The sequence below is a fragment of the Halodesulfurarchaeum sp. genome (assembly GCF_036626455.1).
Taxonomy (GTDB): Archaea; Halobacteriota; Halobacteria; order Halobacteriales; family Halobacteriaceae; genus Halodesulfurarchaeum.
The window spans coordinates 46,349-67,622 of sequence record NZ_JAZKRK010000003.1 but is presented as its reverse complement, the minus strand read 5'-3'; the positions used below and the strand labels follow the sequence as shown (position 1 = coordinate 67,622).

19 protein-coding genes are annotated in these 21,274 nt (G+C 60.3%); 11 read left to right on the top strand and 8 right to left on the bottom strand.

What is annotated here, in order from left to right; all coding sequences use genetic code 11:
* Positions 1 to 59: 59 nt before the first annotated feature.
* Both V5A26_RS01840 and V5A26_RS01835 read right to left on the bottom strand, forming a co-directional pair.
* Positions 60 to 1,829, bottom strand: coding sequence for a PAS domain S-box protein (locus tag V5A26_RS01840; protein WP_332320342.1), 1,770 nt, complete (start codon positions 1,827 to 1,829; stop codon positions 60 to 62).
* 89 nt (positions 1,830 to 1,918) lie between these two features.
* Positions 1,919 to 2,398, bottom strand: coding sequence for an RNA-binding protein (locus V5A26_RS01835; RefSeq protein WP_332320341.1), 480 nt, complete (start codon positions 2,396 to 2,398; stop codon positions 1,919 to 1,921).
* Positions 2,399 to 2,493: 95 nt separating this feature from the next.
* Here V5A26_RS01835 and V5A26_RS01830 point away from each other — a divergent pair, with 95 nt between their 5' ends.
* The gene (locus V5A26_RS01830; RefSeq protein ID WP_332320340.1) at positions 2,494 to 3,777 is read left to right on the top strand and encodes a ribonuclease R family protein; all 1,284 of its coding nucleotides are present in this window, start codon (positions 2,494 to 2,496) and stop codon (positions 3,775 to 3,777) included.
* On the opposite strand, the gene V5A26_RS01825 is transcribed toward V5A26_RS01830, so the two are convergent.
* Positions 3,778 to 4,689, bottom strand: a complete 912-nt coding sequence (locus V5A26_RS01825; protein WP_332320339.1) for a prenyltransferase — start codon at positions 4,687 to 4,689, stop codon at positions 3,778 to 3,780.
* A 237-nt stretch (positions 4,690 to 4,926) separates the two neighbouring features.
* Here V5A26_RS01825 and gdhB point away from each other — a divergent pair, with 237 nt between their 5' ends.
* A complete protein-coding gene (gene gdhB, locus V5A26_RS01820) occupies positions 4,927 to 6,222 on the top strand; it encodes a glutamate dehydrogenase GdhB (protein ID WP_332320338.1) in 1,296 nt (431 codons plus the stop codon).
* Between the two features lie 15 nt (positions 6,223 to 6,237).
* On the opposite strand, the gene V5A26_RS01815 is transcribed toward gdhB, so the two are convergent.
* The 3 genes from V5A26_RS01815 to rimI all read right to left on the bottom strand — a co-directional run bounded on the left by V5A26_RS01815 (position 6,238) and on the right by rimI (position 7,757).
* Positions 6,238 to 6,771 carry an NUDIX hydrolase gene (locus V5A26_RS01815; RefSeq protein WP_332320337.1) on the bottom strand — a complete coding sequence of 178 codons (534 nt, stop codon included), beginning with the start codon at positions 6,769 to 6,771 and terminating at the stop codon, positions 6,238 to 6,240.
* Positions 6,768 to 7,193, bottom strand: coding sequence for a DUF5809 family protein (locus tag V5A26_RS01810; RefSeq protein ID WP_332320336.1), 426 nt, complete (start codon positions 7,191 to 7,193; stop codon positions 6,768 to 6,770). Before V5A26_RS01810 ends, V5A26_RS01815 begins: the two co-directional genes overlap by 4 nt.
* 63 nt (positions 7,194 to 7,256) lie before the next feature.
* Positions 7,257 to 7,757, bottom strand: a complete 501-nt coding sequence (rimI, locus tag V5A26_RS01805; protein ID WP_332320335.1) for a ribosomal protein S18-alanine N-acetyltransferase — start codon at positions 7,755 to 7,757, stop codon at positions 7,257 to 7,259.
* A gap of 116 nt (positions 7,758 to 7,873) precedes the next feature.
* Here rimI and V5A26_RS01800 point away from each other — a divergent pair, with 116 nt between their 5' ends.
* The 8 genes from V5A26_RS01800 (at position 7,874) to V5A26_RS01765 (ending at position 18,646) form a co-directional block, all read left to right on the top strand.
* Positions 7,874 to 8,377: a deoxyuridine 5'-triphosphate nucleotidohydrolase gene (locus tag V5A26_RS01800; protein WP_332320334.1), complete on the top strand. Its 504-nt coding sequence runs from the start codon at positions 7,874 to 7,876 to the stop codon at positions 8,375 to 8,377.
* Positions 8,378 to 8,442: 65 nt separating this feature from the next.
* Positions 8,443 to 10,890: a right-handed parallel beta-helix repeat-containing protein gene (locus tag V5A26_RS01795; RefSeq protein ID WP_332320333.1), complete on the top strand. Its 2,448-nt coding sequence runs from the start codon at positions 8,443 to 8,445 to the stop codon at positions 10,888 to 10,890.
* A 418-nt stretch (positions 10,891 to 11,308) separates the two neighbouring features.
* A complete protein-coding gene (locus V5A26_RS01790; protein WP_332320332.1) occupies positions 11,309 to 14,254 on the top strand; it encodes a molybdopterin oxidoreductase family protein in 2,946 nt (981 codons plus the stop codon).
* Positions 14,254 to 14,808 carry a 4Fe-4S dicluster domain-containing protein gene (locus V5A26_RS01785; RefSeq protein WP_332320331.1) on the top strand — a complete coding sequence of 185 codons (555 nt, stop codon included), beginning with the start codon at positions 14,254 to 14,256 and terminating at the stop codon, positions 14,806 to 14,808. The genes V5A26_RS01790 and V5A26_RS01785 overlap by 1 nt, the downstream gene beginning before the upstream one ends.
* A gap of 14 nt (positions 14,809 to 14,822) precedes the next feature.
* The gene (locus V5A26_RS01780) at positions 14,823 to 15,107 is read left to right on the top strand and encodes a hypothetical protein (RefSeq protein WP_332320330.1); all 285 of its coding nucleotides are present in this window, start codon (positions 14,823 to 14,825) and stop codon (positions 15,105 to 15,107) included.
* On the top strand, positions 15,104 to 16,033 hold the full coding sequence (locus tag V5A26_RS01775; protein ID WP_332322183.1) for a cytochrome b/b6 domain-containing protein: 930 nt from the start codon (positions 15,104 to 15,106) through the stop codon (positions 16,031 to 16,033). The genes V5A26_RS01780 and V5A26_RS01775 overlap by 4 nt, the downstream gene beginning before the upstream one ends.
* Before the next feature lie 31 nt (positions 16,034 to 16,064).
* Entirely contained in the window at positions 16,065 to 16,664 is a 600-nt protein-coding gene (locus V5A26_RS01770; protein WP_332320328.1) for a TorD/DmsD family molecular chaperone, read from the top strand.
* The gene (locus tag V5A26_RS01765; protein ID WP_332320327.1) at positions 16,661 to 18,646 is read left to right on the top strand and encodes a 4Fe-4S binding protein; all 1,986 of its coding nucleotides are present in this window, start codon (positions 16,661 to 16,663) and stop codon (positions 18,644 to 18,646) included. The genes V5A26_RS01770 and V5A26_RS01765 overlap by 4 nt, the downstream gene beginning before the upstream one ends.
* Before the next feature lie 30 nt (positions 18,647 to 18,676).
* On the opposite strand, the gene V5A26_RS01760 is transcribed toward V5A26_RS01765, so the two are convergent.
* Together V5A26_RS01760 and V5A26_RS01755 are read right to left on the bottom strand one after the other, a co-directional pair.
* Positions 18,677 to 18,874, bottom strand: a complete 198-nt coding sequence (locus V5A26_RS01760; protein WP_332320326.1) for a DUF7511 domain-containing protein — start codon at positions 18,872 to 18,874, stop codon at positions 18,677 to 18,679.
* Between the two features lie 103 nt (positions 18,875 to 18,977).
* Positions 18,978 to 20,198, bottom strand: coding sequence for a CBS domain-containing protein (locus V5A26_RS01755; protein WP_332320325.1), 1,221 nt, complete (start codon positions 20,196 to 20,198; stop codon positions 18,978 to 18,980).
* Between the two features lie 156 nt (positions 20,199 to 20,354).
* Here V5A26_RS01755 and V5A26_RS01750 point away from each other — a divergent pair, with 156 nt between their 5' ends.
* Complete coding sequence (locus V5A26_RS01750) at positions 20,355 to 21,095, top strand: hypothetical protein (RefSeq protein ID WP_332320324.1); 741 nt, start codon at positions 20,355 to 20,357, stop codon at positions 21,093 to 21,095.
* The last annotated feature ends 179 nt before the right edge of the window (positions 21,096 to 21,274 follow it).

Here is a 21,274-nt window from a genome sequence, read left to right as displayed (position 1 = left end):
TTCCCGCTCGGCAATAGTGTTTCCCCTAAGACCCTGAGTTGTCGCGACTGCTCCCGTGGTCAACAATCGACGAATTCGACACCGGTGACCTCGAATCGGGCTCCACCAGCCTCGCTCTCGGTGAGCGTGAGTTCCCACTCGTGGGCCTCGACGATCTGTTCCACGATACTCAGTCCGAACCCAGTCCCCTCCTCGGCGGTCGAGTAGCCCGCTTCGAAGATGTCCTCTTGCTTCGACTTGGGGATTCCAGAGCCATCGTCTTCGACGAAAAATCCCGCTGGCAGTTCTCCAACCGTCACGGCCACATCGGGCCCATTGTGTTCGATCGCGTTTCGCATGAGGTTCTCGAAGACCCGTCGGAGCCGACCTCTGTCCGCTTGAATAACACGGTCCAGATCGGCCACCAGGGTTGTCGTCGGGGTCTCCACACTGGCCCAGGATTCCCTGGCAAGTGTTTCGAGTGCCACTGGTTCCGTTTCGGTCACTGGTTCGTCTTCACGAGCAAGTGAGAGCAGGTCCTCGATCAGCGTTTGCATGCGACTGTGGGCCCGTTCGACGGCGTCGAGGTGCTCGCTCTCACAGCTTTCTTGGGCGAGTTCGAGTCGTCCCTGGGCAACGTTGAGGGGATTGCGGAGGTCGTGACTGACCACCGAGGCGAACTGCTCCAGACGTTGTTCGCGTTCTTTCCGGGAGGAGACATCACGTCCGATGCTCAGAATCGCCGGTTCGTCCCGGTAGGTGATCAAACTCGAGCTGATTTCGACCGGGATCTCAGTTCCGTCTTTGGTCTTGTGGACCGTTTCGAAGACCTGGATTTCGTCTGCGGGCATCATCTCGATGAGCTGACGGATGTCCTCCGGATAGAGGCGGTCGTCAATATCCTGTGGCCGCATCGAGAGTAACTCCTCACGGGAGTATCCCAGCCGCTCGACAGCGGCGTCGTTGACTGCCAAAAAGTCCCCATCAGTGTCGAGGACCCATGCCATGTCGTTCATTCCGTTGAACAGGTCCCGGTACTCCTCGAAGGCCTGCTCTAACTCTTCCCTGCGCCGTGTCCGTTCAGTAATATCTCTGGTGACTCCGACAACGCCTTCGATCGAACCGTTGACTCGAAGCGGGCTGAGTTTGTATTCCAGAACGGCCCCTCCGTGACCAGGAAAGTCCCCTTCGAGTTCCCCCTCGAGTTTTGACCGCCTCCCCTCGTACAAGTCCTCATATGGGTCGCCCTCGAATTGGTCCCGGATCTGGTGGACCAAATTGCTTTGCGTTCCTTCGAGTTCTTCCCGTGATGCGCCGTACCACTCCGCGAGGTTCTCGTTGACGATCTCGAACCGGGCGTCTTCGTCGTAAATACAGGCCGACTCCACCATCGAGTGCACCATCGCCTCGTAGGTTTGCAACTTTTCTCGGCGTTTTTCGAGGGCCGCCTGTGATCGGTGAAGTTCGACCGCGTTCCGGATTCGGTTGGACAAGACGGCCCATTGATCGGCCTGTCGGCGTTTCCGGAAGTAATCGGTGACTCCGTTGGTGATCGCCTCACTGGCGATCTCTTCTGAGCCTTTTCCCGTGTAGAGGATGAACGGCAGGTCCGCGTCGTCCTCACGCACGGCCTGCAAAAAGTCGATCCCGTCCTGGCCTGGGAGGTCGTAATCTGCGACGATGCAATCGACTGGCTCTCCCTCCAAGAGAGATTGAGCGTCCTTGACGGTTCGGGCGGTCACCACCTGCAAGCGGTCATCCCCGGCTTCCAGGTTCCGAGCAGCGAGTTTCGGGAGACCCGGCTCGTCGTCGACGAACAGGACCATGATTTCCCCCATTGTTTCGCTCATTCACACATCCCCGTTGCCCCCTTTTCGGGCCGGGCTTTCTTAATATGTGCCTCAATTGGGGGGTTTTCTGGTTGTTCCATGAGTTTGTGTTACACTGAAAACTCGAACAGTTCATCCCCCACGTGGTGGAGTGATTTAACGACTTTTCCCTCGGACCCGGTCATGTCTGCACCGTTGGTCAACGCCGTTCCGATCGCGAGGGCTTTTCCATGGCTCTCCTCAACGACAATGACCAGGTCCCCTTCCTCAATGACGGGATCGGCCTCGGTGATCCCTGGGCGCATGATGTCGGCCCCGTCGCTCACGAAGGAGATCGCGCCGGTGTCGACAGTCACGACGTGATTCGTCGGATCGTATGTATTCGCCCCCGAGACCGTGAGAAACGGTCCGTCCTCGGGGTACCAGACATGGGCCTCGCCGTCGATGAGCCCGATTTGGAAGTCTTCGTCCGCGAATTCGACGAGTTCGAAGGCCTCAGCGTGGATATCGATCCCGAGTCGATCGGCCAATGTCTCCTCGATGGCCCGGACTTCGTCACTCCGGAGGTGATGGCGGGAGGAAACGTCCATGTGTCCCGTCGCACGGGTCGGCAGTTAAATCGCCCGGCTCTCCGGCTCCAGGCTCGGCCAATAGGCCTAACTGCGGGTCCCCTCTATACGGAGCTATGACGACGGATGAGCAGGCCGCAGCGGGGACCGCAGAGGGGCAGGGACCGGTCGAGATCAGCCCGGACCTCGCGGACCGACTGGCAGCCAAACGTGAGGACCTTTTCGAGAAGTTCGAGATCCCCGAAGCCTTCCCCGAAGAAGTTCGGGAGGAGGCTGCAGAGATCACCACGGATGTCCAGCCCGAGGTCGACTCCGAACTCGATTCGCGGCGGGACCTCCGGGACAAATCCACATGGACGACCGACCCGATCGACGCCCAAGACTTCGACGACGCCCTCTCCATCGAGGAACATGATGAGGAGTTCGTCCTCTGGGTTCACATTGCCGACGTAACCCATTACGTTCGACCGGGAACGGCCATGTGGGACGAAGCGCTCCAGCGGGGGAACACAGTGTATCTTCCAGGGCACACGGTCCACATGCTCCCACCGATCCTCGCCGAGACGGTCTGCTCACTTGTGGCAGACGAGGACCGCCTCGCTCACACCGTCGAGATGCATCTGGACAAGGAGACCCTCTCCTTCGAGCACATCGACATCTACAAATCCGTCATCCAAAGTGACGCCCGACTCAGCTATACCGACGCCGTGGACCAGTTGGACGACCCCGATGCACCGTTACATGACAAGATCAACCTGGTCTGGGAGGTCGCCGATCAGTTACACGAACAGCGCAAAGCGGACGGCTCGCTCGTATTGAACCCGCGTCGTGACAAAGCCCACACGATCATCGAGGAATCGATGCTCAAAGCGAACAAAGCGGTCACCCACGAGTTGATGTGGGACCGGGGACTGGAGGCTGTTTATCGAGTGCATCCGCAACCGTCACCGGATGAGTGGGACGAAGCACTCAGAGAAATCCAGGACCTCGAAGGGGTTTCGATCCCCGGGGACTCCTGGGACGACCCCCGGAAGGCAGTTAATGCAACGTTGGAGGAGGCCCCGGGCCGTCAACTGGGCAAGATCCAATGGGCGGTGATGAAGGTGATGCCCCGGGCCAAGTACATGAACGACCCCTTCGGGGGGCATCACGCACTCAACTTCGAGATTTACGGCCACTTCACCAGCCCGATTCGGCGGATGAGCGACCTGGTCAATCACTGGATCGTCTACCAAAACGACGTGCCAGAAAACCTCATCGAGCTCTGTGATCGGGCCTCGGAGCGCCAGAAAGCGGCCGAGCAGTGCGAACGGGAGTACGAGAACTTCCTCGAGGAGGTCGGACTCAACCCAGACGCGGTGACCAATCGAAGCATCGAGATCGTCGAAGCCGACGATTGATTAGAGGAACCCGGGCAGAACGAGGCCGGCAGCGAGCAGGCTGTTTGTTCCGAGAATCCAGAGGACGTTGTCACGTTGGGCGTCGAGCGGCAGTGAGTTTCCCGGCGCGCCGAGGGCCCACATAACCGGTCTGGCCAGAAGCAGGGATGGAAGCACTCCAAGCAGCGCCCAGACCGGAAACAGTCCGATTACCCACCCTCCACCTACCGAAAGTGAAACGCCAACTCCCGCCCCGACGTACACCTTTGCGGCTGCGGACCGGCCCAGACGATGGATGAGGTTCCGCCGATCCCCTCGACGATCGGCTTCCTGATCCGGAAACTCGTTGAGCAGGAGCAAATTGAACGTTAAGAGCGTCGGTGGCACGCTGCCGACGACCATCGCAGGGGTGATCGAGCCGACTTGGACGACTCCCGTGCCCAGAACGGCCAGTCCACCCAGCCCCAGCCCGGCAAATAGTTCGCCCAGGCCGAATCGAGTGAGGTGGCTCGTGTAGAACAACACGCTCACTGCGCCGAGGATCGTGATCGGCACCAACACCAGCCCCACGTCAATGATGAAGTAGCCACCGATGATCGCGCCGAGTCCGGCGGTGGCGGTTGCGAGCCGTTTTGCCGCGATCGGTTCGATGTCTCCCTCCGGAAGTGTCTTGCTCCCGCCGCTGAATGGTGTCGGTTCGGTCTCGAAGTCGACGCCGGATTGGTAATCTCTGTACTCGTTTCGGGCATTAATCGAGACGTGCAAGGAGAGGAGCCCGACGAATGCGAGACTCGCGGCCAGCAGATCAAAGCCATCAGCGACCCACGCCGTTGCCGACCCGAGAAGGACCAACGTTACTGGCAACGTGAGAAACGGGGCTCTTGCGACCTTGCTGTAGGCCCCGATTCGATTCCGTAGCGCATACTCGTTCATGTTTCGTGATGGGTGGTGGGGCGATTAACTGTTGGCGACGTCGGAAAACGGTGGGGGTCGAGGGCCGACAATCCGCCGAACGACATGATTAATTATGTGGCACACGGCTCTTCGAGCATGCCACAGGGCAGTTACGAGCGTTATCGCTGTGGGAGTGGAGTCATAGATCCGTCCAGTCACAGCTGTTCCGAGCGCTCGGGCCCACGCAACAACAGCGCCCGGCAGGTCGAGTAATCGATGTCCTCGGATACTGTCGACATGGCGACTCCAGACGAGGGCAAAGTCGAATCCGAAGCAACGACTCCACAGGATAACGCCCTGGCCCAACTCAGCCGGGCGGCCGAGGAGATCGAGGTCTCGGAATACGTCATCGAGCGGCTTTCCCATCCACACAAGGTCCACGAAGTGACTGTTCCGATGAAACACGATGACGGGAGCCATTCGATGTACACTGGCTATCGGGTCCAGCACAACGCGGTGCGGGGGCCGTACAAAGGGGGAATCCGCTATCATCCCGAGGTAAGTCGGGAGGAATCGATCGGGTTAGCGATGTGGATGACCTGGAAATGTGCGGTCATGGACCTGCCCTTCGGCGGTGCCAAAGGCGGCGTGGCCGTCGACCCGAAGACGCTCTCGGAGACCGAACGGGAACGGTTGACCCGTCGGTTCACAGAAGAAATCCGGGACGTTATCGGTCCGACGAAGGATATCCCGGCGCCGGACATGGGCACAAATCCCCAGACGATGGCTTGGGTCATGGATGCCTATAGTATGCAAGAAGGGGAGACAATCCCAGGGGTCGTTACCGGGAAACCCCCAGTCGTTGGTGGAAGCGAGGGTCGCGAGGGCGCCCCAGGCCGGAGTGTCGCCATCATCACCCGCGAGGCTCTGGACTACTACGAGACCCCCCTCGAATCGGCGACAATCGCGGTTCAGGGTTATGGAAGCGTCGGCGCGAACGCAGCCCGGCTTTTGGATGACTGGGGCGCAACTGTCGTGGCCGTGAGCGACGTGAACGGGGCGGCCTACGACGACACGGGACTGGACCCACACGAGATTCCATCACACGACGAGGTTCCTGAAGCGGTCACACGTGATGCAGAGACCGTCATCACGAACGACGACCTCCTGGGCCTCGACGTGGACGTGTTGATACCCGCAGCCATCAGCAACGTGCTCACCGCGGAGACTGTCGAATACGTGCAGGCTGACCTCATCGTCGAAGGTGCGAACGGGCCGACCTCCGCCCCAGCGGATGAATTACTCGAGGCTCGGGGAATTCCGGTCATTCCGGATATCCTGGCCAACGCGGGTGGGGTGACGGTAAGTTACTACGAGTGGCTGCAGGACATCAACCGGCGGTCCTGGTCGCTGGACCGCGTGACGCGGGAACTCGAATCTGATATGCTCGAGGCGTGGGAGGCGGTCCGGGAGGCCCACGAAACCCACGGGGTGACCTGGCGGATTGCAGCATACGCGGTTGCACTCAAGCGGTTAGAGGCTGCTCACGAAGCGCGCGGACTCTGGCCCTGAACGCGGGCGATTTTCCTACAGATATCCGTCGTGTTCGGCCAAGAGCAGGCCTTCGAGAGTGGCGTCATTCGCCGGGGCCCCTCTCGCGAGATCGATTGCGTCGGTTTTGGGGACCCGCTTCACGGAGAGGAACTCGTTTGAATCGAGGTCTTGAACTCCCTCGCCAAGGTCGCTTGCGAGAACGATCCCCCGCTCGTGTCGCAGGACACCAGTGGCGACGTCGAAGGTCTCGAGTCGCTCTGTCTTTTCTGGAACACGACCTGTTTCCTCTTCGAGTTCTCGACTGGCCGCAGTGCAATAGTCTTCCCCGTCATCGACGATTCCGGCGACCAGTTCGAGACACTGTTTGCGGATCGTCGGCCGGTACTGCTCCACGAACAACACCGAGTCGCCCTCGATAGCCACGACGATAACGGCAGGTGGGAGTTCCGCCCAATAGTAGCGTTTGGTGGTGCCATCGGGTTGCTCGACGAGGTCGTAGCCGCCGTCGTACCACCCGGTCACGTACTCGGTTTCGGACTTCTTGACCGGCCACTTCTCGCCCGTCATGCAAGCTCCAGTATTGCCCGGTAGTGTTGGCCGAAGGCCTGTCGGCGCACGGTTGCGATTGCTGCCTCAGGGCTGTTCTGGTAAGAGACTGCGGTGACCTGGTCTCTCGGCCAGACTGGATGCCAGGCCCGCCATGGAACGGTCTCTGTGCCTGCCAGGCTTGCTTCGAGAGAGTCGTGGTCGGTGAGCCATGCTTCGTATTCGTCAACCGATCCGACGTGGACTTCGAGCAACGATGCGAAGAGCGTTTGCTGGGCTGTTTCGATCACTGACTCCTCGACGAGCGCCTGATAGCCCCCACTGGTGTCGGTCCCCGCCTCAGCGATCTCCTTCGTGACTGTTTTGGCGACCAGTGCCAGGTCATCGAACTGCGCGCTGGCAGCAGTCTCGGTCCGTGGTGCGAAGTGCCCCTGTGTTTCCATGGTCAGGACTTTGCGACGGACCGCCTACACGTTTGTGGCTCGGACAACGGGAGCCTAGAACACTCAGGACTTCGAGAACCCCTCCAACGATCGCGCCAGTAATAGGGCGTCTTCTCCGTCAGGATAATACTGCTCCTGTCGCGCGAGGATTTCGAAGCCTGCATTTTTATAGAGTGAGAGTGCCCGGGTGTTGCTTGGTCGGACTTCGAGGCGAACGCGTTTCGCGCCGTGGCTCGCAAGCAACCGAAGCGCGCCTTCGAGTAATTGTCGCCCCCGACCTGCGCCCTGTCGTGCTGGCTTGACGGCTAGGTCTTTCACATGGCCGAACTGGCTGCCCCGCACCGTCACGAGTTCGGCGACGACGTACCCGGCGATTGCCTCACCTAGAGCTTCTCCTTCCGGATCCTCAAGGACAATAAATCCCTGGGCGTCTAGAAACTTCTCGAAGGTCGAGAGCGTCCAGGGCCGCTCGAAGGTCTGCTCTTCGATGCGGACGACCGCGAGCAGATCTGCTCGCTCGACGGGCCGTAACCGGCCTCGGGGTTGGGGTTCCTCGACCGTCACATTTCAACCGAGGGAGGCCGTTGAAAAGAGGGTCACGGTGCCGGTCTCGAAACCTCACCGTCAATCCACCTACTCGAACGGAAAGGATGATACCCGGGCCCGACGCGAATACGAGCATGTTCAGAAGCGGCGCGTTCGTCGCCGACCATCTCGGTGACCTCGACGCGGAACAGGTACAGCCAAACGGTGTCGATTTACGACTCGAAACCGTCCTCGAACCGGTGTCGGCTGGATCGATCACCCGGTATGGCACCGAAATCGCAGACCGGGAACCGCTCACAGCGGTCGAGCTTCCGGATGGTTCTGGTGACGCTGCCGAGCGGGCCGGCTATCGGCTCGAACCGGGCGGATACATCCTGCAGTATGCGGACCCGATTTCGATCCCGGAAGACCACGTCGGCTTCGTGCTGCCACGCTCTTCACTGATGCGGAACGGCGCGATGTTGAACACGGCTGTCTGGGACGCCGGATATTCTGGCCGGGGCGAAGGGTTGTTGCAAGTTCACAACGATCTCACCCTGGAACGCGGAGCTCGGGTCGCACAGCTCGTTCTTGCGGCGGCCGATCACGAGGATGTCTATGACGGTTCGTATCAGGGCGAGCGCCTCGATCGATCTTGAACCGGGAATAGCATCGACCTACCCGGTGCTGAAACTTATAAATGGTCCCGCTCCGAGGATTAGGCATGCCGGTGACCGCGCCACGAATGCTTGCACTGCTGGTCGTCGTTGGGGCGATCGCACTCGTGGCCGCTCCTGGGCCCGCTGCGGGGCAATCTACCGTAACGTTCGTCGATTCGAATATTTCAGCGGACACAACGTGGAGTGCCGCGGAGAGCCCCTACCGCGTCGTTTCGAACGTTTCGGTTGCACCGGACGCCACGCTCACGATCGAGCCGGGAACGACCGTCGAATTCGCAGAGGGGGTCACACTCGACGTCGCCGGTTCACTTCGGGCAAACGGGACAAGTGAGTCACCCATCACCATCACCGCTTCGAGAGCGCTATCCACGCCGGGAGCGTGGGGCTCGATTCGGACGACGGGAACGGACACGGCCACCGTTTCGCTCACGCATACCGAGCTTTCGTATGCGACTACGGGGGTCACTGTCTCGAATTCGGACTCGATGGTGCAGTTCTTGAACGTGTCGCTCAACCAGCTCGCAAAATCCGGCATCGACGTGAAAACCGCCGCCGGTGACACCACGATTGACGTCCGAGAGAGTCGGTTTCAGGACCTCGATGGAACGGGAATCGCCGCCGCCAGAACTGACATTCTCCCAGTCGAGACGGCATCGGATTGGGATATCAGGGACACGACTTTCGAGGCTGTCGCCGAGGCCGGGATTTACCTGGATACCCGCCGGACGACCGGGCTGACGGTCCGAGGGAACCACTTCGAAGGGATCGACGGCCCGGCAGTTCGGATCGCTGCAGACCGGGTGCGAGCGACGAGTATCCGCTCCAACAGAGTTGTTACTTCCGATCAGGCCCTTGTCGTCGAAACGGCGGATGCAAGTTCCCTGTCGGTGGTGAAAAACGAGATCGAAGTCACGGGGACAGCCCTCGACATCGCACTAGAGGGGAACGTCCACGCCCTCGAATTCCACAATAATCGAATCGAAGGGGGGCAGACAGGGCTGTCCATCACGCATGATCCCCGAAGCGGCGGCTACTTCTCGTTTGACCTGTCCGTTACCGACAACGAGATTCGAAACCAATCCCGAACCGGGTTTGGCCTTCGGACTTCGCTGTTCTCGGACTCGGAAATCGGGGTCCGGAACAATACTGTCGCTGACAACGGGCGTGATGGCGTCTCACTATCGGTTGGGGGCTTCCGGAACGCGGTCATCGCGGACAATCGCCTGACCGACAACGGGCGAAATGGCCTCTCAATGATCGCTCGGCACGTCAGAAACAGCCGGATCGAACGGAACGTGATCCGAGAGAACGGAGCCGCAGGGGTCGAACTAACGGCTCGGCAGGTGATGGAACGGGTCAGCGTCACCGGGAACGAACTTCTCGATAACGCCGGGGAGGGCCTGGCCATCTCGAACGGCGAGCCTACCGACTCGAATTATACTGTCACCGACAATGTCGTCGCGGCGAACGCGTACGGGATCGCGCTTGCGGGGCCACAGACTGGCCAACTGACGAAAAACGCCGTGGTCTACAATACAGTGACCATCGGCGAAACAGACGACCGGTCCGATGCAGATACGGGTATTGGGGTCTTGGTAACCGCCGGCGCAACAGACATCGAACTCGCGACGAACGATATCTACGGGAACCGAGTCGGTCTGCAGACGGATATCAACGGTACTGTGTCTGCAGTGACGAATTATTGGGGGGCCGAATCAGGTCCGTACCATCGGTCGATTAATCCTGAAGGTGCGGGGAACGCAGTACTCACTACGCAGGGATGGGTCGACTTTGTCGAGGTTCGGGCCGAGCGAGTGACCGAGGCATATTTTCGGCCGACGGCTACAGTGACCGTCGATCCCCAAACTGTGAATGAGGCCCAGCCAGTGACGGTATCGGCGGCCGGGTCCTCGGACCCCGATGGCGAAGTCCGAAACTATCGGTTCACGATTGCGGGACAATCCACCGTTACCCACCAGGCCGGGCAAACGGTCAGCTTCGAGGATGTCGGGACGTATCCCGTGGCACTCTGGGTCGAAGATGACATGGGCATCGAAAGTTCCGATCCCGCGACTGCCTCTGTCCAAGTACTGGCCGCTCCGGAAACAACGACTGCACCTGAAACGACGATAGCCCCCGAAACGACGACGCCAGGGACGAAAACCCCGAGACCCACGACGGAAATTCCCGTTACGATTCCACAACCGGTGGATGGTGATCCCGGTCTAGTCGGGTGGTTCGGTGGCCTCCTTGGTGCTGTGTTCTTTGGAACGGCGCTCGTGTTTGGGGGTCGGGGAATGTATCAGACCTTTACTGGGCTTCCGCTTACGGTGAGGGGCCGTCGGATCCACGCCCTTGCCGGTATCGGTGTCGCGATTTGGGCGGTCAGTACGATTTTCGGACCTCCTGTCTTCGGTCTCGTGGCGGGTATCGGGTTGGGAGCCTGGATCGGGTTGACGGGACTCGCGTATCTGCTTGTCCGGTTCAGGTGACCACTTGTCGCCATTGAGAGTCCTGTATTTTTGCTATGAGATGATGTGGGGCCTAATTGATTCGTGTCGAGGTCGGTTTGAACGTCTGCGAGTTTGGTGGACGTGTTGGCGATGCGGTTTATAAACTATCTGCTACCAGGTGCCAGTCGATAAGTCCTAGCCCTCTTGGAACGGAGCGGAAACCAGCGGGACTAGATGCTGCAGCCATCAGCCCGTACAGGAGGTACGAGCCGGTTTTGGGTTTGACTCACAATCACCACAATTTATTGGAGCCCGTTGACACGTTCGAGTCTTCTGGATACATTGAGAACCGGAACGCGGGCCATTTTATGGCTGAGTGAGTATTGCACACGACTAAAACCCCCTCGCTATATTGGGTGGGGTACTACCGGGCTTCCTCCCGATATCTTGCTTGTTAATGTCCAGCATAAGTTTCGAGCGTCGGGACTTCCTCAAAGCGGCCGGCGGCACGGCCATCGTCACCGCCGCAGGAAGTTCTCGTGTACTCGCACAGTCGACTGAGGAAGAAACAGAATCGGGTGAGAACGAGTCACCGGAGACGGTCAAGACGATTTGCACCCACTGTGCCGTCGGGTGCGGGTTGAAGCTGGAAGTCGAAAACGACGCCGTCGTCGGGCTCCAGCGCTGGGAGGACAATCCAGTCAATCAGGGTGGACTCTGCTCGAAAGGCGCCAGTCTCACTGACACGGTCAACTCCGAGACTCGGCTCAAGGAGCCGATGAAAAAGGTCGACGGCGACTGGCAGGCGATCTCCTGGGACGAGGCTCTGTCCGAGATTGCCGAGGAACTCGATCGCATCCGCGAGGAGTACACTCCGGATTCGGTCATGTGGATGGGGTCGGCGAAGGTCAATAACGAAGAGGCCTACTTGCAACGGAAGTTCGCGGCCTTCTACGGGACGAACAACGTCGACCATCAGGCCCGGATCTGTCACTCGACGACTGTTTCCGGCCTGGCGAACACCTGGGGCTTTGGTGCCCAGACCAACCCGATCAACGACTATCGCAACCAGGACGCGAACCTCATCATCGGGCATAACCCTACCGAGTCGCACCCGGTGATGATGCAATACCCGCAGAAGATGCAGGACAACGGGGGGACCATCATCGTCGCGGAGCCGCGATTCACGAAGACCTCCGCGCAGGCGGACAAGGTTGTTCGGTTCCGCCCGGGGACGGATACGGCCTTCATCAACGGACTGCTGTATCACATCGTCTTCAACCTGGAGGCCCACGACGAACAGTTCATTCAGGACCGGGTGTACGGCTGGGCGGACGTTAAGGAGAACCTCCAGGACTACGACCTCGAGACGGTTTCGGACATCACGTGGGTCGACGTGGAGGAACTCAAGGAAGTCGCTGAGATCCTGGCCAAAGCCGAGGTCTCGACGGTCGACTGGGCGATGGGTGCGACCCAACACAACAACGGAACGCAGAACATCCGATCGTTTGCGACGCTCAATCTGGCATTGGGTCACTCCGCCCAACCTGGTGGGGGCCTCAACGTCGTTCGGGGCCACGACAATGTGCAAGGGGCGACGGACCTCGGAGTCCTTTCAAACACCCTTCCGGGCTACTACGGACTCGGCGAAGGGGCGTGGCGTCACTGGGCCTCGGTCTGGGACCAGACCCCATCGACCAGCGGGTCCACGTCGTATGACGACATGTTCGACCGGTTCCACTCCAAGGATATCATGGAGAAAAACGGCTTTACGGTCTCCCGCTGGTACGAGGGCGCCCACCCGGATACTACCGCCGGGGAGGACTTCTACCAGCCCGAGCCGATCAAGGCCGTGATGATCTGGGGGCACTCCTTGAACTCCGTTTCCGAGATGAACCGGATGAAGGAGGCGATGGAGGAACTCGAACTTATCGTCGGGATCGACCCGTACCCCGCGCTGACTTCCTCGTTGCCTGACAGAGACGACGGTATTATTCTGCTCCCCGCCGCGACCCAACTGGAGACGCGTGGGAGTGTGACGAACACCCACCGCTCGATCCAGTGGCGCAACAAGGTCGTGGACCCGCGCCACAACTCGAAGTCGGACTTCGAGATCGCACAGGATCTCGCCGAGCGGCTCGGGTTCGGCGAGCACTTCGATTACGACGAGATCGAGGACGTCACCCGGGAGTGGAACCTCGGGATGCGGACGATCGGGATGATCGGCCAGACTCCCGAGCGCATGAAGGCCCACCAGGAGAACGCCGGCGTGTTCAGTCCGAAGGACCTCAAGGCCGAGGTTACAGACGACCACGATCTCGCCGGGGATTACTACGGAATGCCCTGGCCGTCCTGGCACAAGGACCATCCGGGGACTCCGATCCTCTACGATGCTGGCAAACACCCGGCTGCTGGTGGGGCGGACTTCCGGACCAGATGGGGCACCGAGGGGCCGGACGGTGAGACGCTCATCCGCAATTCCTACGAACCGGACTGGTGGGACGGCACGCTCGAGGGTGTCCCGCAGTACCCGATGTGGCACACGGCGCTTCCGGATCCCGACGACCCGGCCGCGATGACTATCCCGATCGAATACGCCGAGCGTGAGGACATGTCCGTGTACGACGCCGCAAGGGCACTTGCCGACGAGGGCTACGACGTCGATCCGGCGGAGTACACCGACTTCGATCACGCACAGCCGGACCCACCGACAGGACGGGGCCGAGCTCGTGGGTCGGCCTGGAACCAATATGACGCGGTGCCGGTTCACCGCGAACCGATCGAGACGCCCCGACCTGACCTCGCCGAGGAGTTCCCCACCTACGAGGACATGGAGGACGTGTTCCGGGTCAACCTCAACAACCAGTCGAAGCAGCTCGATCGGTCGGATCTGTCGGATTCCCATCCGATGATCATGACGACCGGTCGGCAAGTCGAACACACTGGTGGCGGGGCCGAGACCCGGAACAATCCGTACACGGCCGAACGGGCTCCCTTCATGTACGCCGAGATCAACCCGAAAGTTGCCAACGAACTCGGCGTTGACACGGGTGGGTGGATCACCGTCGGCACTAAACGGGGCACGTTGGTCGTGCAGGCCCGTGTGACCGAGCGGGTGAATCAGGAAGAGATATTCCTCCCCTTCCACTGGGGCGGGATCTTCGAGGGCGAGTCGCTGCTTGATCGGTATCCTGACGGGTTCGAACCGGTCACGATCGGCGATTCGGCGAACATCGGGACTTCGGACGGGTACGACCCACATACGATGATGCAAGAGACGAAAGCCAACCTCGCGGTGCTGGACAAAGCGGATCCGGAGGAGATCCCGGAGCTCCCCGAGAAACAACTGGCCTACCAGGAAGAGAAAGGCCTCATTCGCCGCCCGCTGGGGGGTGATGACTGATGACGAAACGCGTGATCCCTGACGTCGATCGTTGCATCGACTGTGGCGGCTGTGAGGTCGCCTGTAAGGTCGAGTGGGACATCGGCCACTCGGAGGAACGGATCGAAATCGTGACCCATAACGAGGGCCGTGACGGGACCCGGTACACCGGCGGGGAATCTCACACGCCGATGCAGTGTTATAACTGCGCGGAGGCTCCCTGTATCGACGTCTGTCCGACTGATGCACTCCATCGGGACGAACACGATCTGGTGCAGGTCGACAAAGACCTCTGTATCGGATGTTCGTACTGCTCCTGGGCGTGTCCGTTCGGGGCTCCGCAGTACCCGACCGAAGAAGAAACGGCCGGTGGCGCCGGGATCATGGACAAGTGTACGACGTGCAAACCGCGGCTCGAGGAGGGCAAAGATCCTGCCTGCGTGGAAACCTGCCCGACCGATGCGCTGATCTACGGGACCGCAAGCGAGATTTCCGACGAGATGCGTCGCCGCGGTAGCGATACGATGTTCACCGAGGGCGAAGCGGGCGTCGTCTTCGGCACGGGAAGTGACTGAGCCATAGGACAAAGATGCATACCGATCACGTCCGACATATCATCGCCGCAGTCGCCGCAGTGCTGGTCGCGGCCGGAGTCCTGGTAGCGCTGAATGCTGCCTCACCCGGGCTCACGACTGGCGTGTGGATGCGGGAGACACTCGCCCTCGTCGGTGAGGGCGTCTCCCAGTACGAGTCCATGTCTGGTAACTGGCTGATTCTGCGCGGACTCTTGGGGGTCTATCTCACCGGCCTGGTCGCAATGGTGTCTCTGCTTCTCGTGTTATCGCTCCGGACACATCCGGGGGTGAATCGATGAGTGAGTCCACCACACAGGTCGATCGGTTCTCGGCCGTGCAGGTGTATGTCCACTTCTTGATGGCCTTGGCCATTCTCGTGTTGTTCCTGACCGGCACGGCGATTACCTTCAGCGGGCACGTCGGCTGGCTCGTCGCGGTGGTCGGCTACCAGAACATCGTGCTGATCCACATCGTTGCCGGCGTCACACTGTTCATCACATTGCTTTACTTCATCTTCTACCTGCTCACCGGGCTGGCGACTGGGGACGTGCCCACAGCGTGGATGCCAACTCCCGGGACCGTTCGTGAGGCGATCACCTACGCGAAGCATATTCTTGGGCGAGGCGAGGAGCCCCGACCTGGAAAGTACACGTGGATCCAGAAATCCGAGATGTTGATCATCGCGGTAGAACTGACAGTACTCACGCTGACGGGGCTCGTACTCATGTTCCCCGGCCTGTTGCTCCGCTATCGGCCATCGTTCCTCGTGGCGAGTGACCTCCACGCTGTCTTTGCCTTTACGCTCTTGATGGGGGTCACCTTCCACCTGTATGACACTCACGTTCTGGAGTTCCCTCTCGACACCTCGGTTTTCACCGGGACAGTCTCCCTCGAACGAGCACGCGAGGAGTGGGCTGGCTGGGTCGACGACGAGGGAACCCGGACGGACGGGGGCGAGACAGGGACGGATCGCCATATTCAAATCGCAGGGGTGGTCGTGGTACTGTTCACCTTTGCCGTGATCTATTCAGGCGTCATGATCGATCGCATCTTGGCCCCGGTTCCAGGGACCCAGGTAACACTCTATCTCTTGGACGCACCTGAGACCATTCTAGAAGGGTCATTTGGACTCTTTTGGGGGCTGGGACTCAACGTGGCGATGCTCGTGATTATTGCCGGGCTTGTTGGTCTACTGTACGGAATCACGATCCGGGTCACTGATTGACTCGGGGACACTACTCACCGGACTGAGACTCATGCATTCCGAGGACACATCACCCGAGGACGCGACGCTGGCACAGCTCTATGACTTGCTTTCGGGAGTGCTTTCGGACCCGCCGGACGCGGCGACCGTCGAGGCACTTTCCACCGGTCCGCTCCCCGAACCGGACATCGCCCCGAACGACCAGTTGCGAGCGGGTCTCGAAGCCCTCGCGGAGTGGGGCGAGACCGTCACGGACCCGGAAGCGGAAGCAGATCGGCTCGCTGCGGAATTCACCCGGCTGTTCGTCGGTCCACGGCCGAAACTCCAGATCCACGAATCCTACTACGAGGACGATTTCTTGGGCGAACCCCTGGCGGCGGTCACGCAGACGTTCAAACAATTGGGAATCGCTCCAGCCCCCGATCTCAAGGAGGAGGCCGATCACGCGGCAGTCGAACTCGCCGCGTTGCGTGAACTCACTCTTGAGAACGCCGATCGGAAGCGGGTTTTCCTTAGTGAACACGGCGAGTGGTTCGTCGAGTTGGCCGCGGACATCAAGGAGACGACTGACGAGCCGTTCTACGAGGCGGTCGCAGACATTGTCGCTGGACTCATTGTGTTCGACGCTCAACGTGAGGGCGTGCGCCAATGACGATCGCAATTATTAGCGACTGTCGGGGGACGGCGAATATCGATCGGGAAGCCGTTGCCGATTCCTTGACTGTCGACGAGACGGTCGTGACAGGGTCTATTGCCGACCACCAGGAGGAAATCGTCGACCGAATCGAGGCAGCCGGCACCGATCGCGTGGTTTTCGTGGCCGGAACTGGTCCGGCGGTTGCTGAACTGCAAGCGGGCCTCCGCGAAGCGGGATATCTCACGGATCGGGTCAGTCCGTTCATCGGCGCGGCCCAAGACGATGCCACGGCGACAGCAATCGTCGCCGGCTCGGCCAACGCCGCGCTCGGTGGGATGGCCGCCCAACGCGATTTTCCCGCCGACCCAGAGCCATCCCCGGAACACGTCCTCGTTGTTGGCGATCCACTCGCCGCTCGGGACCTGGCTGGAACGACCGATGTCACACTTCTCACCAACGGGACCGACCTCCACGATACGAGCCTTCCCGAAGCGGTTATGATCAGGTCCGGCGCTGCGGTGACCCTCGAACGGAACAATGGCGGCTACGAGGTCACCGTCGAGCGCCGGGTCACCGATGACTGTACGGAGTGTGGTCGCTGCCTTCGTCGGTATCCCGAGGCGACAACTTCGGTCCCAGTGCAAGTAACTGGCGAGGCCGTTCAACCGGCTGTGTGTCCGGCGAACGCGATTCGGCCGGCGGACGACCCGGCTGTCGAGACAGTACAGGCAACCCAGGTCGTCTGGCCGGAGTATTCCGGTCCACTGCTCGAGGATCGGTGGGTCCACGGAATTCGGACTGGTGTCACCGGGGCTGTCCGGCGGGCTGCTCGAATGCGGGCCAGGCCCGAGGTGACAGTCGATCACGGAACCTGCGCGGTCGGGACGGCCGGAAACGAGGGGTGTTCGCTGTGCGAGTCCGCCTGCCCGAACGACGCCATCTCGATTTCGCTGACCCACGGCGGCGGGGTATCGGTGGAACCTGACCGCTGTGTCGCCTGTGGGACCTGCGTGTCGGTCTGTCCGACGGCGTCCATCGAGCCGACACGGGTGTACGACGCCGAAACGACGGCCACGGTCGTCGACGCAGCGATGGAGCCAATGGCTGAGGCAACTGGTGGCTCAAGGTTCCCCTGGGGCGCAGATTCGACGCCCTTCGGTGTGGCCTTTGTCAGCGAGGAAATCGCTCCAGCCTTCCGAGCAACGCTTTCCTCTCGGGCAGTCCCAGCGATACTCCCGATTGAAGTACCAAACGTACTCTCGGTCCCCGACGTGGCCACGATTTACACGATCGCTCGGGGCGCCGACGGAGTCATCCTGGCGAGCGATCCAGATCGGGCGACAGAACCGGTCGAGGACGCCGCCCGCGAGGCGAATCAAGCCCTTTCGGATCTGGGGTTGGGTGAGCGAGTTCGTGTTACGGACACCACGGACCCAGACGCGTTGGCGGCGGCCATGGACGGGGTGCTCGGTGAGTTTATTGATGTGGTCTCGACAGCGGGCATCGAAACGGACACCAGGCATGCACTCGGGCTTGGAGCGAGTGTTTCGCTGGCTGCTGGACCCGGGACGAGTTCAGAGTCGGTGGCCGTTCCCGGGAGCGGCTCAGTAACTGTGGATGAAGCCGGCTGTACGCTTTGTTCGACCTGTCACGACGTCTGTCCGACCGAGGCCCTCGAGCAGACGGATGATACGTTGTATTTCGATCCCGGTGCCTGTGTGGGCTGTGGACACTGTGAGACCGCCTGTCCGGAAGACGTGATGACCGTGAGTGGAACAGTGGCGATCGGCGATGGAACGATCCCCGACCGGCGACCGATCGTCGAAAAAGAGATGGTCGAGTGCAAGGTCTGTGGGGAGCCGTTCGCGTCGAAAGACGGGCTCGATACCATGCGCGAGCAACTTGACGAATCGGCCCTCGAAACCCTCGACTTAGAGATCTGTCCGTCCTGTCGGACCGACCGGACCGCACAGATGGAGTATATGTCCTCGGAGTAATCCACACCGATTCACCGGGCCCACTCCCAGTTACCGTACGTCCTCGAGCGAGACGAACGAGTCCTCATCGGCCGAAATCCAGACGTCAAGAAGCTCGGTCTCCGTCTTTGGAACCGGTGAAATCGTGCATGTTCGTCCCCCTTCTCGAGGGTCGATCACGTTCGCGATAAATACGACACCCTCGTCCTGGGGGACTCCCTCGTGGGTGTCGGATTCGGTTGGGGGCATGGTTCGGTGGCTCGGTGATAGCTGTCTGAAACTATGGGGGACAGTTACATATGTATCGGTTGTAATTCCAAGAAATTGGGTCACGGACCGGGTAGGACCGCCGTCAATCCCCTTCGAGTAACCAGCCAAACCGGCGCTCCCAGAATTCTTCGTCGGGTGGCTTCTTGCTTTGTCCGTAGGTCTTCTGCTTCCGGATCTGGCGTTCTACGGTGTCTCTCGCGTTATTGATCGCGTGACTCGCACCGTAGCCTTCCCCGGATGCGATGAATAGGCCCGAATCGGTATGGAGCCGGATCCGAGCCAGGAGCAGCGGAGTCCCCCGGAGGCGTTCGGTGTGTTCCTGAAGGTGGACCTTCGCATCCAAGACGTTCATTCGGTGATCGCGGTCGTCGAAATTCTCGATCATCCCGACGATGTCCTCGTAGGTCAGATCGTCGATCAAGTCGGTTCCATAGACCTGTACCGGTCGGTTCCCACCGGCGTCCCAGGTGAGGGCATCCAGGATGTCGGTTTTCGTCAGGATTCCGTTCGTGTCCTCGTCTCGTGTCACAATCAACGATGAAGCGTCGATTTCGGACATTGTTGCGACGGCGGTGTCGAGTGTCGCCTCGGGGCTGATTGTTCGGACTGGTTCCGTCATGACGTCCCGGATCGGAAGATCGAGCAACCGCGTGTTGTCCCCTTCCCGTGCGCCGAATCCCCCCCGGCCCGCACGGCCGGAGCTTGCGGACATCGGTCCGCCAACTGATTTTCTGCCGCCCGGATCTCCGCCCTGACTCTTCGCGACGGACCGAACTGTGAGATCGGTCACGTCAGAGAGACTAACGATGCCGACCGCTTGATCCCCCGTCACAACTGGAAGGTGAGCGATCTGCTGTTCGCGGAAGGTATGCAACGCGTCCCCGAAGGTAGCTGTTGGATCGAGGGTCACTAGGTCGGTCGTCGCCGCATCTTCGACGGTTGCGACATCGAGGTACGACTGGACCCGTTTCAGCAGGTCGTCTGCGGTGACCACCCCGATCAGCGACTCCCCTTCGAAGACCGGAAGCAATTGCGCGTGGGCGTCGATCATCAACTGTGCCACCGTTCGAACGTCTTCTTCGGGGTCGAGGTGTGGGACTTGCCAGACCAAGGAGCGTAGCGTTTCGTTGGGCTGGTGATGAGACCCGGTGAGTTGCCGTCGGGTCACGATTCCTTTGTACTGATCCCCATATACGACGACGCCGACGAGAGTGGGGTCCTCGAACTTCCCGGCGAGCGCCGACACGGTGGCGTCGGGGGGTAACTGGACGAAGTCGGTCGAAAGGATGTCAGCGATGTCCATGGGTTTCAGGTGTCGATCCGCTGTCAGCGGTTTTACGACGATACCGACGTGCCAACATGGAACATACGTAGAACAACTCTTTGGACCTCCCGCTCATTCTCATAGATTGATAACTGGGACGGTTGCTAAAGCCAGCTGCATGTGGACACGTAGCATATGGACCCGACAGTTGGGGCTGGCTTACTGCTCTCTGCCGGGGTGCTTGGAGTCACTCATGGCATCGAACCCGATCACGTCGCCGGGATCACGGCCCTGACCCACGATGCAGGCGATCCGAAACTATCAGCGCTCGTCGGGAGCTGTTTCGCGGTTGGACACGCCTTGCTCGTCGTGCTCTGGATCGTGCTTGCCTCCGTTCTTTTCGGGGTGACATCCTTCCCGCCACTGCTCGAACAGGCCGGTCTGCTGGTTGTGGGTGTCGTGTTGGCCCTGCTGAGCCTGTACCTCGGAGTAAGTGGCACGAGGCGGCTCCTGCATCGGCATGAACACGATCACGGATCGGGCGAACATGACCACGTCCACGTTCACCTCCCGATCTCGGCCCACGACCATTCACAACACAATGCCCACACCCACGAGCACGGCGTGTTCGAGTACCTCAAAATTGGGACGATCGGCGCGCTCTTTACGCTCTCGCCACCGGTTTCGATGATCGCCTTCATTTCAGTGGTCATGAGCAAACAGGGTGGTGGACTTGTGGCGCTCGCTGTCGCCGCCTATACGGTCTCCATTGTTGCGACGATGGCTGTTATTGGTGGTGGTGCCGGTTCGATGTTCCAGGTCACGAAACAGCGTGGCGAGCACTATCACGCGATCTTTCAAATCGTTGCAGCTGTCCTGGTGCTGGGAGTTGCAATGCATCTGCTCATTGGTGTCGTCCCGAATCTGCTTGCTTGAGCAATCCAGGGTTTGCTCTAAAAACAATGCCCGCCGGAACTTTCGAGACCCCAGGGCAACTGCGGTACGGTCGGAGCACGTTTCATATGTAGTAATGATGGGTTTGCTGTTTGTGCTGCTTCTTGTGGGGATGGCCGCTGTCGGCATGTTCGCTGGGGGTTTGTCCCCTCGCGCTGAAC